We start from the raw sequence: 14,574 nt of genomic DNA on the forward strand, positions 1-14,574 counted from the left end.
GTCAGGGCTGCGGCGGGGCGGTCGTTCCGAACAGCCACGCCTCGAAGAAGTCGCCCAGGTCCCTGCCCGCGGCCGCCTCGGCGTCGCGGATGAAGGCGACCGTGGTCGCGTTGCCGCCGCTGTGCGACTGGGGCCAGGACCGCAGCAGCTTGAAGAACGCGGCGTCGCCGATCGTCTTGCGGAGGGCGTGCACGGTCATCGCGCCGCGCTGGTAGACGGCTTCGCCGAAGAGGCGGCCGGGGCCCGGGTCGCCGGTCGGGACCTTCCAGTCGAAGCCCTGGTAGACGCGGTCGAACGCCTGCTGAGCGGTCTGTTCGCCCTCGTGTTCCTGCCAGAGCCATTCCGCGTACGTGGCGAAGCCCTCGTTGAGCCAGATGTCCTGCCAGCGGTCGAGGCTGACGCTGTCGCCGTACCACTGGTGGGCCAGTTCGTGGGCGACGACCGTGGCGTTGGGCTGGGTACGGAAGAAGACGTTGCCGTAGACCGGCCGGGACTGGGTCTCCAGCGCGTAGCCGACCCGGTTGTCGTCGATGACCACCCCGCCGTACGCGTCGAACGGGTACGGGCCGAACTGGGTGGCGAGGAAGTCGGCGATCTCCGTGGTGCGGGCCATGGCCTTGGCGGCCGGACCGTTCGGGGGCAGCGACTCGGGGATGGCCGTCACCACGGGCTTGCCGTCGTGGGTGGAGGTCTGCACGCGGTACTGACCGATGACGACCGTGGCGAGGTAACTGGCCATCGGCTGGGATTCGCTCCACGTCCACGTGGTCCAGCCGTCGGCGGTGGTGCGCCGGCCGGGCACGCCGTTGCCGATCGCCTCGACGCCCTCGGGCACGGTCATGGCCAGCGCGAACGTCGCCTTGTCGGAGGGGTGGTCGTTCACCGGGAACCAGGTGCTGGCCGATTCCGGCTGGCCCAGGGCGAAGCCGCCGCCGGCCGTACGCAGCCAGCCGCCCACGCCGAGCGCCTCGTTGCTGAGCGGCTTGGGTTCGCCGCCGTATTCGACCACGACGGTGAACCGCTGACCGCGGACGATGCCGGCGGCCGGGGTCACGATCAGTTCGTTCTTCTCCGCCTTCGCGGTGGCGGGGCGCCCGTCGATCGTCACCTTGCCGACGGTGAGGTTGGCGAGGTCCAGGTGGAAGCTGGAGAGGTCCTGCGTCGCCCCGGCCGTGATCGTGGCGGTGCCGTCGAGGTGCCCCTTGGCGGGGTCGTAGCGCAACTTCAGGTCATATCCCGCGACGTCATAGCCGCCGTTGCCGTACGTCGGGAAGTAGGGATCCCCGGCCCCCTCGGACCCGGGTGCGAAGCTCGGCGCCACGGACGGCGAGGCGCTCGGTGCGGCCTGCGGCTTGTCGTCGCCCGTGCAGCCGGCCAACGCGAGCAGCGCGACCAGGGCCGCTGCGATCCGAACCCGCATGCCCACTCCCCCCATCGCCTGGACTGCGACTCTACGTCCGCGCCCGGCGCCGACCGGCGGTTGTCCACAGGACGGGTTTTCCCCACTCACGCAGAATGAAGGGGCCAGGGCCAGCGAATGCTGGGCCCCGGCCCCGGCCTCGGCGGGAGCGACGGTCCGCACCACCCACCGAGCTACGACATGAAGCTCTTGACCTTGATCTACCGGTCGAGAACGAGCGACACCTTCTGGAACTCCTTGACGTCGCTGTAGCCGCACTTGGCCATCGCGCGCTTGAGGCCGCCGAACAGGTTGAGCTGGCCGTCCGGGCGATCCGCGGGGCCGTAGAGGATCTCCTCGAGGGTGCCGTCCGGCTCGCCCGCGATGCAGAAGCCGCCGCGGGGCAGGTTCGGGTGGCTGGCGGCCGAGTGCCACCAGGCGCCGCCGGCCGGGGCACCCTCGGCGAGCGACAGCGGCTCGCCCAGCATGACCGCGTCGGCGCCGCAGCCGATCGCCTTGGCGATGTCGCCGGAGGTCTGGATGCCGCCGTCGGCGATGAGGTGCACGTAGCGGCCACCGGTCTCGTCGAGGTAGTCCCGGCGGGCCGCCGCGGCATCGGCGATTGCGGTCGCCATCGGGACGCGGATGCCGAGCACCGTGTCCGTTGTGGACCACTCGTCGGCGCCGACGCCGACGATGACGCCGGCGGCGCCGGTGCGCATCAGGTGCAGCGCGGTCTTGTAGTCCGTGCAGCCGCCGACGATGACCGGCAGGTCGAGGTCGGCGATGAACTCCTTGAGGTTCAGCGGCTCGTCCGTGGTGGAGACGTGCTCGGCGCTGACCAGCGTGCCCTGGATGACCAGCAGGTCGACGCCGGCGTCGAGGATCACCGGGGCCAGCGCGAGCGTGTGCTGCGGCGAGACGCGGACGGCGACCGTGACGCCACCCTCGCGGATCGCGCGGACCCGCTCGGCGATCAGCTCCGGCCGGATCGGCTCGGCGTAGACCTCCTGGAGGCGCTTGGTGGCGTCGGCCTCCTCGTCGAGCGAGGCCAGCTCCTCGAGGATCTTGGTGGGGTCCTCGTAACGCGTCCAGAGCCCCTCGGCGTTGAGCACGCCCAGGCCGCCGAGGCGGCCCAGGGCGATCGCCGAGGCGGGGCTCATGGTCGCGTCCGACGGGTGCGCGACGCAGGGAATCCTGAACGGGTACGCGTCCACCTTCCAGTCCGTGGACACGTCGTCCACATCCCGGGTACGGCGGCTCGGGACGATCGCGATGTCGTCCAGGTGGTACCCGCGCTGGGCGGTCTTGCCCAGACCGATCTCCACAACGTCACGCATGATTCAGGACCTTCTCACCGGGAGTGGTAGTTCGGAGCCTCGACCGTCATCTGGATGTCGTGCGGGTGGCTCTCCTTGAGACCTGCCGCGGTAATCCTGATGAGCTGACCCTTTTCCTGCAAGTCCGGGATCGTCTCGGCGCCGACGTAGCCCATCGCCGCGCGCAGGCCACCGATCAGCTGGTGCGCGACGCGCGACAGCGGGCCACGGTAGGGCACCTGGCCTTCGACGCCCTCGGGGACCAGCTTGTCCTCGTTCACGTCCTGCTGGAAGTAGCGGTCCTTCGAATACGACTTCGCCTGGCCGCGGGACTGCATGGCGCCGAGCGAGCCCATGCCGCGGTACTGCTTGAATTGCTTGCCGTTGATGAAGATCAGGTCGCCGGGGCTCTCCTCGGAGCCGGCCAGCAGCCCGCCCAGCATGACGGTGTCGGCGCCGGCGACGATCGCCTTCGCGATGTCGCCGGAATACTGGATGCCGCCGTCGGCGATCACCGGGACACCGGCGGGCCGGCACGCCCGGGCCGCCTCCATCACGGCGGTGATCTGCGGTACGCCCACGCCGGCGACGATCCGCGTGGTGCAGATCGCGCCCGGGCCCACCCCCACCTTGACCGCGTCGGCGCCGGCCTCGACCAGGGCCTTGGCTCCCGCGTACGTCGCGATGTTGCCGCCCACGATGTCGGTGGTGGTGTCCTTCTTGAGCCGCGCGACCATCTCCAGCACCGCGCGCTGGTGACCGTGCGCGGTGTCGACGATGACCACGTCCACGCCGGCGTCGATCAGGGCACGGGCCCGCTTGTACGCGTCGTCGCCCACCCCGACCGCGGCGGCGACACGCAGCCGGCCCTGGGCGTCCTTGGCGGCGTTCGGATACTGCTCGCTCTTGGTGAAGTCCTTGACGGTGATCAGGCCGCGCAGGCGTCCCGAGTCGTCGACGAGCGGGAGCTTCTCGACCTTGTGCCGCTGCAGCAGCGCGAGCGCCTCGTCCTTGCCGACGCCGACCTCGGCGGTGATCAGCGGCGCCTTCGTCATGACGTCGCGCACCTTGATGCTGTCGTCGGTGACGAACCGCATGTCACGGTTGGTGACGATGCCCACGAGCACACCGTCACCGTCGATCACCGGGACGCCGGAGATGCGGTAGCGCCCGCACAGCTGGTCGACCTCCCGCAGGGTGTCGTCCGGGCTGCAGGTGACCGGGTTGGTGATCATCCCCGACTCGGAGCGCTTCACCAGGTCGACCTGGGACGCCTGGTCCTCGAGGGAGAGGTTGCGGTGCAGCACGCCGATGCCGCCCTGCCGGGCCATCGCGATCGCCATCCGCGCCTCGGTGACGGTGTCCATCGCGCTGGACAGCAGCGGGATGGAGAGCTCGACGTTGCGGGTCATCCTGGTGATCGTGTTGACCCGGCTCGGCACGACGTCCGATTCGCCGGGCTGCAGGAGGACATCGTCGAACGTCAGACCGAGAGGAACCGTGCGCGCGGACTCAGTTTCCACAGATCATCCCTAGAGAAGAGGCGGAGTGTTACATCTTACTCATCGCGCAGGGCGTGCCCGAGGGGGCGGACAGCACGTGCGGGCCAGCACACAGTGCCGCTTGATGGGTACGGTAGACGCGTGCAAGAAGAGCCGATCGACCCGTTCAACGGTGACCCCGCCGACCCGGCCGCGGGACTCGACGACCTCACGGAGGACGCCGAGCAGGATCCGCTGACCGAGGCCGAGCGGCAGGACGTCCTCGAGGACCTGTCCGACCTGGAGATCTACCAGGCGCTGCTGAGCCCGACGGGGATCCGCGGGCTGGTCATAGAGTGCGAGGACTGCCACGAGCCGCACTACTTCGACTGGGATCTGCTGAGGGGCAACCTGCGGCACCTGCTGTCGAACGGGCGTCCCAGGGTGCACGAGCCGGCGTTCGACCCGGACCCCGACCACTACGTCACGTGGGAGTACGCCCGCGGCTATGCGGACGGTGTGCACGACACCCTGACGGAGGGTACGGACGACGACGCATCGTCATCGTCGTCCTGACCGTCGTCGTTTCGCTCACGGGCCGCCCTGACGGGCGGCCCGTTCGCTGTGAAAGGCCCGGCTGACGCCGGTCACGACCCACCCCGGCCGTGACCGGTGTCAGGCGACGAGACCGGCGCGGAAGCCCGCGGCCACCGCGTGCGCCCGGTCGCGGGCGCCCAGCTTGCGGAAGAGCCGGCGGGCGTGGGTCTTGACCGTGTCCTCGGACACGAACAACTCCCGGCCGATCTCCGCGTTGCTCTTGCCGTCGGCCATGCCGCGCAGCACCTGCAGTTCCCGCTCGGTGAGGGTCAGGCGCCGACCGGCCGGAGCGGCCTCGCCGACCCGGCTGTCGTTGCCGGGCCACACCAGCGGCCGGCCCGTGACCGGGTCGATGTCGGGGCCGTCGCCGCGCTGGGCGGGGACCATCGGCGAGTTCGGCAGCATCGCCGGGATGCCCGCCGCATTCGGGGTGCCGGCCATCGCCAGGCCGTCACGGTGCAGGCCACGGGCGGCGGCCGAGTTGTTGTTGCGCCCCGCCTGGCCGACCGCGGCCGGCTGGGCGTTCGCTCCGTTGATCGGCATGCCCTGGGGGCGTACCGGGAGCAGCAGGAGCAGCAGTGCCTTGGCGACGACACTGACCAGGTCGTGCTCGACGCCGCGGATGACGCCGCGGGCGCCGGCGGCGACCGTGGCGGCGGCGACCCGGGGGTCTTCCGCGCCGAAGAGGACGACTTGCGCCTGCGGGGCGCGGGCGAGGACGCGCCGGGTGAAACCGACGCTGTCGGGACGGGTCACGGCGGTGTCGGCCAGAACGACCTCGGCCGGCCGCTCAGCCAGACGGATCATGGCCTCGGTCTCGCTGACCGCTGTCCGCACGACACCGGTCATCCCGAGCCGGGCCGCGGTCGACGCGACGGTCTGGGCCGCCAGTGGGGTACGGACGCACACGAGGACGGTACGCACAGTGATCCTCCTTCTCTCTCAGAGGAGATCACGCGAGGGCCGCAGCATTACGCGCTTTAGATGGAAAAAATGGGAAACATCGGAACGGTTTTCGGCACCGGTGAGATACGGCCGACGAAGACATCGACAAGTCGTGTGTGATCCGGCGTTCGCCGGGGTACACGGGCGACAGGCCTGAGCCAGGCCCCTCATGACAACACTCCGCGGTGCCGCGCGGGAGGAGGGTGTTGATGTCGAACGTTCGCAGACTGCCCGGGCCCATCGCCGACCTTTGGGATTGGCAGCGACTCGGCCTGTGCAGAGGGCGGGACAGCGCCCAGTTCTTCCACCCCGACGGCGAGCGCGGATCTTCCCGCAACCGCCGCGAGGCGAAGGCCAAGGCCATGTGCGGCGCTTGCCCGGTCCGGGCCGAATGCGCCGCCCACGCTCTGGCGGTCCGTGAGCCGTACGGCGTCTGGGGAGGCTTCAGCGAAGCGGAGCGGCTGCGGCTGCTCGCAGTCGGCTGGGATGACCTTGCCGATCGCCATCACGGACGGGTCGACCTTGCCCGGCTCGAGGCGCGCCTCGGCCGGCCCCACAAGTCCACGGTGCCGGCACAGCGGCAGGCACCGGCGGCCTGACGCCGCCGAAGACGCGGCACGACAACACACCTGACGGCGCGGCCCCCTGCGGGAGGCCGCGCCGGCGTCGTCGGCGGCTTGTCAGTCGCATCGGTGAACATGCAAGCCACCGTATGAGCGAACTTGCCCTTGACGTCGGACGAAGAGTGCGTCTTCCGCGTGACACGATTCCACCGCTCGAGGAACGCACCCATAGCCGCCCACGGATGCCATCCCGCGTTTGCCGGACAGCCGCGGTGGTCCCGGCCGGCCGGTTCGGATCCCTCTTCGTGAGCTGCACGGCCGTCGACCGGAGACCGTACGACCGCAGCCTGCGGGGCGCGTCGAGGGTCGGTGAGCGGCTGACGGCGGGCCGGCCGGAAAGCTGGTCGAAAGCAGTCAGCTACCACAGGGTGACAGACAGCGCAAGCCGCACGACGCGGACATCGCGACGGGGTCACGGCCGGGTTGCGCTTCTGGGAGGGGTGTCACGGGTGTTTCCGCCGCCGGTTGGGGCTCGCCGCACTCATCGGCAGGGCTCCCCAGATGTCGCGCATGACGGCGAGGGAAGGGCGCCCTGCAGGCGGTGAGCGGGGCACAAACAGCCTTCGCGGTAAAGGCCGAGGCACGGCGCAAGCAGCCAGTGCGGCACAAGGCCGAGGCACGGCACAGGCGCGACCCCAAGGTGATCCCGCACCTCCGGGAGCTGACGCACTCCCCCAGGCAACTAGCGCGGTCTCAAGCGACTGCGCGGTCTCGAGCGACCAGCCCGGCTTCCGAAGTGGCGAGCGCAGTTGGCGGGCGTGGCACTTGCGGTAAGTGGCGGCCACCAGCGGCAGGCCCCATAACCGCACGCGGCGTGCCGTCAGGCTCGGCACAGCGGCGGCCACGCGATCACGCTGCCGCACATAGCAAACCTGGCAGCCACCAACCGTAGATTCGCCAGCCCATACATCGGCCGCACGGCAGAGCTGGCAGCACACCGGCCGCAGACGGCAGGCCCCACGGCCACCGGCGACAGGGCCGCCTTCCCACGAGTCACATGCCGGAGACGCCGCTATCCCCCGGCCAATCTCGGCAGGCCTAGAGGCGACGGGCCCGGGAACGGCCGCGCGGGAGCAGCGGGCGGGAACGGTCAGCACGGGAACGGCCGGCGCGGAAGCGGCAAGCGCGGAAGCGGCAAGCACGGAAGCGGCAAGCACGGAAGCGGCAAGCACGGAAGCGGCAAGCGCGGAAGCGGCAAGCGCGGAAGCGGCAAGCGCGGGGGAAGTGAGCGCAGGGCGGCGGGCGTGCGGCCACCTGCGGCAGGCGCAAGGCTGCCGGCGCGGCGAGGCAGACGCAGAGGCAGCGGACGCGGAAGGCGCCAAGCGCGGGACAACGGGTCCGAGGCGACAGGCGCGCGGCCACCCGCGGCAGGCGCAAAGGCGGCAGCCGCGGGGGCGGCCGGCGCGAGGGCGGCCGGCGCGAGGGCGGCCGGCGCGGGGACGCCCGGCGCACGGGGCGGCAGCCACGGGGGCAGCCGGCGCAGGACGGCGAGTGCGGGGCCAGGTGCGGGGGCGGGCGCGGGCGGCAGGCGCGAGGGCGCCCGGCGCGGGGACGCCCGGCGCACGGGGCGGCAGCCACGGGGGCAGCCGGCGCAGGACGGCGAGTGCGGGGCCAGGTGCGGGGGCGGGCGCGGGCGGCAGGCGCGAGGTCGCCCAGCGGTAGGCCGGGTTTTCGGCGAGTGCGGGGGGTGGTCAGTCGATGGTGATGTGGATTGAGTGCCAGCCCGTCGCGCCGTTGGGGGGTGGTGGGGCCGGGGTGCTGGTTTGGGTCTGGCCCTCGCTGTCCGTGGCTCGGACCTGGATGGTGTGGTCGCCGGGGGTTGCCTGCCATTCGTACGACCACTGGACCCACGTGTCGGCCGAGACCGCGGGTGCGAGTTTGGCTTGCTGCCAGGGGGCCGCGTCGACCTGGATCTCGACGCGGGTGATGCCGCGGTGCTGGGCCCACGCGACGCCGCCGATCATCAGGGGGCCCGGTTTGCGCTTGGCGCCGTTGCGGGGCGTGTCGATGCGGGACTCGGTTTTGATGGGGCCCTGGGCCGACCAGCCGCGCGGGACCCAGTAGGCGTCGAAGTCGGCGAAGCGGGTCAGCTCGATCTCCGTGATCCACTTGCAGGCGGAGACGTAGCCGTACAGGCCGGGGACCACCATGCGGACCGGGAAGCCGTGGCTGACCGGGAGGGGTTCGCCGTTCATGCCGATGGCGAGCAGCGCGTCGCGGCCGTCGCGGAGGACGGAGGTGGGCGTGCCGCAGGTCCAGCCGTCGGACGAGCGGGACACCGCCTGATCGGCGTCGGGCAGCGGCTGGGCCTCGTCCAGCAGGTCCTTGACCGGTACGCCGAGCCACAGCGCGTTGCCGATGAGGTCGCCGCCCACCTCGTTGGAGACGCAGGCGAGCGTGACGTAGCGGGACACCATGGGCCGCTGCAGCAACTGCTCCCACGTCAGCGTGATGGGGTTGCGGACCATGCCGTGGATGCGCAGTTCCCAGGTCGACGGGTCGATCTGCGGCGGGTACAGCGCGGTGTCGATGCGGTAGAAGTCCTCGTTCGGGGTCACGTACGCGGTGACGCCCTCGACCTGGGCACCCGCGGGGACGGTCGGCGCGGCCGCCACGGGTGGGGGCAGGACGACGGCGTTGCGGGCGGCGGTGACCGCGCGGCGGGACGTGAGGAAGCGGCCGCCGACGCCGCCGACCACCGCGATGCCGGCTGTGACGCCGAGACCGATGAGGAAACGGCGGCGGCTGTCGTCCGGGAACGGGGCGGACGGACGGGTCTCGGCGATGGCGCCGTCCTCGCCACCGACCGTCACGAGCGCGCGCGTCTCGGCCGGGGAGGTCGCGACGGCGAGCGTGATCAGGTGGCGCAGCGCCACCATCGCGGCGACACCGGCCGCGATCGACGGCAGGGCCGCGGCGAATCCGGCGTCGTGGCGGGTCAGGGCCGCGGCCGTGCCGACGCCGGTGAACAGCACGACTCCGGCCAGGGCGAGGCTCCACGACCGGAGCGCGACGACGCCGACCCCGGCGGCGTAGAGCGCGAGCAGGATCATCGTGCCGGTGATGAGGGCGGTCTTGTCGTACGTGCCGAAGACCGCGATGGCGGCGTCCTTGACGGTGCCCGGCACGGTGTCGACGACCACGCCGCCGACGGCGAGCAGCGGCGAGGAGAGCGGCCCGGTGACGACCGCGACGATCTCCGCGATGCCGAGCGCGACCGCCGCGGCCGCGATCCCGGCCAGCCCGGCCCGAACGGAAAGCTTCACGCCCCCATCCTGCCCCGGCCGCGCGGGAACGCCTCTTACAAAGTCATGACGGTGGAGCGAGGGGCGGCAGCGCCGCCACGAGCGCGTCGAGCAGGGCCAGATCGCACCGTTCCTCCCGCGGCTCGGGCAGCTTCGGCACCCCTTCGACCGGCAGCTCCCAGATCATCCGCCCGGGCGACAGACCCTCCAGCGTCGCGTACCACTGCTGCAGCGGCTCCCGCAGCTGCACGTGAGCGGCGAAATTCCGCCGTCGCCGGGTGTCGTCGCCGTCGCGGCGGCGCTGCAGGGTGGCCGTGTCCGGCAGACCGATGAGTACGGCGTCAGCGAACCCCAGCCGCCCGGTCCGGAACGCCTCCCGCGTGACGACGAGCTCGCGGTCGAAGCGGGCCCGGGGTGCGAGCCCGAGCGCCGCCATCCCCCAGGCGTAGTGCAGCTTCACCGGGTCGGTGTCGCAGTACGCGATCCCGTCGGCGCGTTCGTGCTCGAGCGCGGTCTCCCACCGCTGGATGCCCGCGCGTACCCAGTGCCGGGCGAGTGCCATGGCGTCGACCGGTTCACGGCCCGTAGGGGTGTGTTCGGGGACGTATCTGCCGACGTACCGCCGGCACCAGGAGGTCTTCCCGGCCGCGCTCGGTCCCTCCACGACGACGATCATCGGCGCACCTTTCCCCCGGAGCTTGCATCACACACGAGAAGGGCGCGCCGCGGAAGCGACGCGCCCTTGCCGGAACGGTACGGATCAGAAGCCCGGGCCGTGCTGGTGGCCGTGGCCGCCGTGGCTGTGCCCGTGGCCGCCGGCCGCGTGGGCCTCCGGCTCGGCCGGCTTCTCCACCACGAGGCTCTCCGTGGTGAGCAGCAGCGCGGCGATCGACACGGCGTTGGAGACCGCGTTGCGGGTCACCTTGACCGGGTCGATGATGCCGGCGGCGGCGAGGTCGACGTACTCGTCGGTGGCCGCGTTGAGGCCGTGGCCCCAGCCGAGCTCGGCCACCTTGCCCACCACGACGTAGCCGTCGTGGCCGGCGTTCTGCGCGATCCAGCGCAGCGGCTCGACGAGCGCCTTGCGGACGATCGAGACGCCGATGGCCTCCTCGCCGGTGAGGCCGAGGTCGCCGTCGAGCGCGGACACGATCTGTGCCAGGGCGGCGCCGCCGCCGGGCACGGTGCCCTCCTCGACCGCGGCCTTTGTCGCCGCGATGGCGTCCTCGATGCGGTGCTTGCGCTCCTTCATCTCGACCTCGGTCGCGGCGCCGGCCTGGATGACGGCGATGCCGCCGGAGAGCTTGGCCAGCCGCTCCGAGAGCTTCTCGCGGTCCCAGTCGGAGTCCGACGCCTCGATCTCCTTGCGGATCTGCGAGACGCGGTCGTCGATGTCGGACTTCTTGCCGCCGCCGTCGACGATGGTCGTGTTCTCCTTGTCGACCACGACGCGGCGCGCGGTGCCGAGCATGTCGACGGTGACCTGGTCGAGCTTGTAGCCGAGCTCGGGGGCGATGAGCTCGCCGCCGGTCGCGATGGCCATGTCCTGCAGCATCGCCTTGCGCCGGTCCCCGAAGCCGGGGGCCTTGACGGCGGCGACCTTGAAGGTCTTGCGCAGCGCGTTCACCACGAGCGTGGACAGGGCCTGGCCCTCGACGTCCTCGGCGATGATGAGCAGCGGCTTGCCGGTCTGCAGGACCTTCTCGAGCAGCGGGAGGAGCTCCTCGACGCTGGAGATCTTCTGGGTCGTGATGAGGATGTACGCGTCCTCGAGCACGGCCTCCTGCGACTCGGCGTCGGTCACGAAGTTCGGGGAGATGAAGCCCTTGTCGAACTGCAGACCCTCGGTGACGACGAGCTCGGTGCTGAGCGCCGAACCCTCCTCGACGGTGATGACGCCGTCGCGGCCGACCCGGTCCATCGCCTCGGCGATGAGCTCGCCGATGGTGGCGTCCTGGGCGGAGATGGTGGCGACGTTGGCGACCGACTTGTGGTCGGACACCTCGACCGCCTTGCCGAGCAGCGCCTTGGAGATCGCCTCGGCGGCCAGGTCCATGCCCCGCTTGAGGGCGATGGGGTTGGCGCCGGCGGTCACGTTGCGCAGGCCTTCGCGCACGAGAGCCTGGGCGAGCACGGTGGCGGTGGTGGTCCCGTCGCCGGCGACGTCGTTGGTCTTGGTCGCCACCTCCTTGACCAGCTGCGCGCCGAGGTTCTGGTACGGGTCCTTGAGGTCGATCTCCTTGGCGATGGTGACGCCGTCGTTGGTGATCGTGGGCGCGCCGAACTTCTTGTCGAGGACGACGTTGCGGCCGCGCGGGCCGAGGGTGACCTTGACCGTGTCGGCGAGCGTGTTGACGCCGTGCTCCAGCAGGTGCCGGGCGTCGTCAGAGAAACTGAGGATCTTCGCCATGTGTAGGTCCCTTCACGCACCACCGCCCTGACCCGAGGTGTGTCGGGCCAGGGCGGCAAGCACTGTCAGTAGGTCACTTCTCGATGACCGCGAGGACGTCGCGGGCGGAGAGCACCAGGTACTCCTCGCCGGCGTACTTGACCTCGGTGCCGCCGTACTTCGAGTAGAGGACCGTCTCGCCGACCTTGACGTCAACCGGGATGCGGTTGCCCTTGTCGTCGATGCGGCCCGGGCCGACAGCGAGGACGGTGCCCTCCTGCGGCTTCTCCTTGGCGGTGTCGGGGATCACGATGCCCGACGCCGTGGTCGTCTCAGCCTCGTTCGCCTGGACCACGATCCGGTCCTCGAGCGGCTTGATCGCAACCTTGGTCGCGGTAGTCACGGGCATACCCTCCTGGGTACAGGTTTCGCCGGCCTGCATCGGCCGATCTCATGCCTCATGCCACCGGGCGGGGCCGTCGTCGCGGGTGCCGGTCCGCCTGGCGCAAGCACGCGCCCCGGAGCGGGCCGCGCGCTGGCACCCTCGGGTTGAGAGTGCTAATCGGAGATTATGCCGGAACTAGCACTCCGTCAAGGAGAGTGCCAACACGGCAGAATGACCCGTCGTGGACCTGGAACTGCTCGCCGCCCTGCGTACCCCGGAAGGGTCGGACGCCCTCGCCGCCGCGGCCGAGGTGGCCGGCGGTGATCCTCTGGCAGCGGCCTCGGCCCTGCGGTCGCGCGGTGTGCCCGCGCCGCTCGCCGCCGCCGCGCTCACCCAGACCGACCTGCGCAGACGCGCGGTGGGCAAGTTCGGCGCCGGCGCGGCGGCGATGTTCTTCACCCGGGCCGGCTTCGAGCAGGCGACCCGCGCGGTGGTCGCCGATCGCCGCGCCGCGCGGCTGCGGGCCGCGGGCGTCGCCACCCTCGCCGATCTGGGGTGCGGGCTGGGTTCGGACGCGCTCGCCGCGGCCCGTCAGGGCATCCGGGTGTACGCGGTCGACGCCGACCCGTTGACCGCCGCGATGGCCCGGGCCAACGCCGAAGCGGCCGGCCTGGCGGGCGTGGTGACCGTGGAGTGCGCCGACGCGACGAGCGTCGGCGTGGAGCGGTTCGACGCGGTGTTCGCCGACCCGGCCCGCCGCCGGGCCGGCCGGGGCCGGCTCATGGACCCGCAGGCGTGGTCGCCGCCGTGGGATTTCATCGCAGCCCTGCCGCAGCGGGTGCCGCGGACCGTTTTGAAGCTCGCGCCCGGCATCGACCACGCGTTGCTGCCGCCGGGCGCCGAGGGTGAGTGGGTCAGCGTCGATGGCGACCTGGTCGAGGCGGCGTTCTGGTGCGGGCCGCTCGCCGAATTTCCTCGCCGGGCGAGCTTGGTGCCGTCGGGCGGGATGCTGCACGGTTCGGGCGTCGAGGCGGCGCCGGTCGGGCCGGTCGGCCGTTTCCTGTACGACCCGGATCCGGCCGTCGTCCGCTCGCACCTGGTCGCCGAGTTCGCGGCCGTGGTCGGCGGGCGGCTGGGAGATCCCGACATCGCGTACGTCTACACCGACGCGCCGGTGGACACCGCGTACGCCCGCCGCCTCGAGATCACCGACGTGATGCCGTTCTCGCTCAAACGGCTGCGGGCGCTGCTGCGCGAGCGTGGCGTGGGCCGGCTGGAGATCCGTAAGCGGGGTTCCGCGCTGGAGCCCGAGCAGCTCCGCCGGGATCTGCGGCTCGGTGGGAGCGCCTCGGCGTCCCTGGTGCTGACGCGGGTGGCTGGCGCGCCGACCGTGCTGCTGTGCCGTTAACCTCCGTCATCGTGGCTAAGAAGGCGGCCGGGACCCCGGCGACCGTACTGCTGTCCGCGCAGAAGGTGGCGCACGAGCTGCACCCGTACGACGTCTCGCCGGACGCGCCGAACTACGGGGCGCTGGTGGCCGAGGCGCTGGGCGTACCGCCGGAGTCGCTGTTCAAGACGTTGATCGCGGAGGTGGACGGCGCGCTGACCGTGGCCGTCGTACCCGTGACCGGGGATCTGGATCTGAAGGCCCTGGCCGGCGCGGCCGGCGGCAAGCGGGCGGCGCTCGCCGACCGGGCGGCGGCGGAGCGCAGCAGCGGGTACGTCCGCGGCGGCATCAGCCCGCTCGGGCAGCGCAAGCGGCTCCCGACGGTGATCGACGACTCGGCGACGGAGCTGGACCGGATGTACGTGTCGGCGGGCCGCCGGGGCCTGCAGGTCTCGCTGGCGCCGGGCGACCTGGTGCGGCTGACGGGCGCCACGACGGCTCGAATCCGGACATAGCTTGCGATACTTCGCGCCCTTTCCCGATCGTTACGCCACCGTTACGGGCAAACCGGATCTTTCTCCGGAGAACCGCCGATTTCGGGTCTGGAAGTGACCTAGCGTCACGGTGTGGAGCAACTTCCGCGACCGGCTCCCCAGGTCCGCGTGATCGCTGGACCGAGCCGGTCGTGCTGCACCGCGCGACGGGAAAATGTTGCCCGATCCAAGAAAACCGCACCCGAGCGGCAATCCCCGTTACGCGCGCCAGGGAATCCGAGGCAAGATCCGGATTGATCCGAGAGGACAC

The 14,574-nt window shown here is 71.5% G+C and carries 12 protein-coding genes; 4 read left to right on the forward strand and 8 right to left on the reverse strand.

Annotated elements, in window-relative coordinates; all coding sequences use genetic code 11:
- Window position 1: 1 nt before the first annotated feature.
- The 3 genes from COUCH_RS34810 to guaB all read right to left on the reverse strand — a co-directional run bounded on the left by COUCH_RS34810 (window position 2) and on the right by guaB (window position 4,241).
- Complete coding sequence (locus COUCH_RS34810; protein ID WP_249609403.1) at window positions 2-1,435, reverse strand: M1 family metallopeptidase; 1,434 nt, start codon at window positions 1,433-1,435, stop codon at window positions 2-4.
- Between the two features lie 185 nt (window positions 1,436-1,620).
- On the reverse strand, window positions 1,621-2,739 hold the full coding sequence (locus tag COUCH_RS34815) for a GuaB3 family IMP dehydrogenase-related protein (protein ID WP_249609405.1): 1,119 nt from the start codon (window positions 2,737-2,739) through the stop codon (window positions 1,621-1,623).
- A gap of 14 nt (window positions 2,740-2,753) precedes the next feature.
- Window positions 2,754-4,241, reverse strand: a complete 1,488-nt coding sequence (gene guaB, locus COUCH_RS34820; RefSeq protein WP_249609407.1) for an IMP dehydrogenase — start codon at window positions 4,239-4,241, stop codon at window positions 2,754-2,756.
- Window positions 4,242-4,361: 120 nt separating this feature from the next.
- Here guaB and COUCH_RS34825 point away from each other — a divergent pair, with 120 nt between their 5' ends.
- Window positions 4,362-4,775, forward strand: a complete 414-nt coding sequence (locus tag COUCH_RS34825; protein ID WP_199515772.1) for a DUF5319 domain-containing protein — start codon at window positions 4,362-4,364, stop codon at window positions 4,773-4,775.
- A gap of 99 nt (window positions 4,776-4,874) precedes the next feature.
- Here COUCH_RS34825 and COUCH_RS34830 read toward each other — a convergent pair whose 3' ends face one another.
- The gene (locus tag COUCH_RS34830) at window positions 4,875-5,720 is read right to left on the reverse strand and encodes a response regulator transcription factor (RefSeq protein WP_249609409.1); all 846 of its coding nucleotides are present in this window, start codon (window positions 5,718-5,720) and stop codon (window positions 4,875-4,877) included.
- Between the two features lie 230 nt (window positions 5,721-5,950).
- Here COUCH_RS34830 and COUCH_RS34835 point away from each other — a divergent pair, with 230 nt between their 5' ends.
- Window positions 5,951-6,340, forward strand: coding sequence for a WhiB family transcriptional regulator (locus tag COUCH_RS34835; RefSeq protein WP_249609411.1), 390 nt, complete (start codon window positions 5,951-5,953; stop codon window positions 6,338-6,340).
- 1,715 nt (window positions 6,341-8,055) lie between these two features.
- Here COUCH_RS34835 and COUCH_RS34840 read toward each other — a convergent pair.
- The 4 genes from COUCH_RS34840 to groES all read right to left on the reverse strand — a co-directional run bounded on the left by COUCH_RS34840 (window position 8,056) and on the right by groES (window position 12,407).
- Window positions 8,056-9,630 carry a molybdopterin-dependent oxidoreductase gene (locus COUCH_RS34840; RefSeq protein ID WP_249609413.1) on the reverse strand — a complete coding sequence of 525 codons (1,575 nt, stop codon included), beginning with the start codon at window positions 9,628-9,630 and terminating at the stop codon, window positions 8,056-8,058.
- A 43-nt stretch (window positions 9,631-9,673) separates the two neighbouring features.
- Window positions 9,674-10,285 (reverse strand): hypothetical protein, encoded by a 612-nt coding sequence (locus COUCH_RS34845; RefSeq protein WP_249609414.1) that lies wholly within the window; start codon window positions 10,283-10,285, stop codon window positions 9,674-9,676.
- An 84-nt stretch (window positions 10,286-10,369) separates the two neighbouring features.
- Complete coding sequence (gene groL / locus COUCH_RS34850) at window positions 10,370-12,019, reverse strand: chaperonin GroEL (protein ID WP_249609415.1); 1,650 nt, start codon at window positions 12,017-12,019, stop codon at window positions 10,370-10,372.
- A gap of 73 nt (window positions 12,020-12,092) precedes the next feature.
- Window positions 12,093-12,407, reverse strand: a complete 315-nt coding sequence (groES, locus tag COUCH_RS34855; RefSeq protein WP_082771855.1) for a co-chaperone GroES — start codon at window positions 12,405-12,407, stop codon at window positions 12,093-12,095.
- Between the two features lie 217 nt (window positions 12,408-12,624).
- Here groES and COUCH_RS34860 point away from each other — a divergent pair, with 217 nt between their 5' ends.
- On the forward strand, window positions 12,625-13,791 hold the full coding sequence (locus COUCH_RS34860; protein ID WP_249609416.1) for a class I SAM-dependent methyltransferase: 1,167 nt from the start codon (window positions 12,625-12,627) through the stop codon (window positions 13,789-13,791).
- 11 nt (window positions 13,792-13,802) lie between these two features.
- A complete protein-coding gene (ybaK, locus tag COUCH_RS34865; protein ID WP_249609417.1) occupies window positions 13,803-14,285 on the forward strand; it encodes a Cys-tRNA(Pro) deacylase in 483 nt (160 codons plus the stop codon).
- Window positions 14,286-14,574: the final 289 nt, after the last annotated feature.

Origin of the sequence: Couchioplanes caeruleus (genome assembly GCF_023499255.1) — a bacterium.
Classification (GTDB): Bacteria; Actinomycetota; Actinomycetes; order Mycobacteriales; family Micromonosporaceae; genus Actinoplanes; species Actinoplanes caeruleus_A.

Excerpts from the sequence above, each read along its gene's own strand:
- groL (WP_249609415.1), bottom strand. The coding sequence starts at position 12,019 with ATGGCGAAGATCCTCAGTTTCTCTGACGACGCCCGGCACCTGCTGGAG.
- groES (WP_082771855.1), bottom strand. The coding sequence starts at position 12,407 with ATGCCCGTGACTACCGCGACCAAGGTTGCGATCAAGCCGCTCGAGGAC.
- COUCH_RS34835 (WP_249609411.1), top strand. The coding sequence starts at position 5,951 with ATGTCGAACGTTCGCAGACTGCCCGGGCCCATCGCCGACCTTTGGGAT.
- COUCH_RS34815 (WP_249609405.1), bottom strand. The coding sequence starts at position 2,739 with ATGCGTGACGTTGTGGAGATCGGTCTGGGCAAGACCGCCCAGCGCGGG.
- COUCH_RS34845 (WP_249609414.1), bottom strand. The coding sequence starts at position 10,285 with ATGATCGTCGTCGTGGAGGGACCGAGCGCGGCCGGGAAGACCTCCTGG.
- COUCH_RS34810 (WP_249609403.1), bottom strand. The coding sequence starts at position 1,435 with ATGGGGGGAGTGGGCATGCGGGTTCGGATCGCAGCGGCCCTGGTCGCG.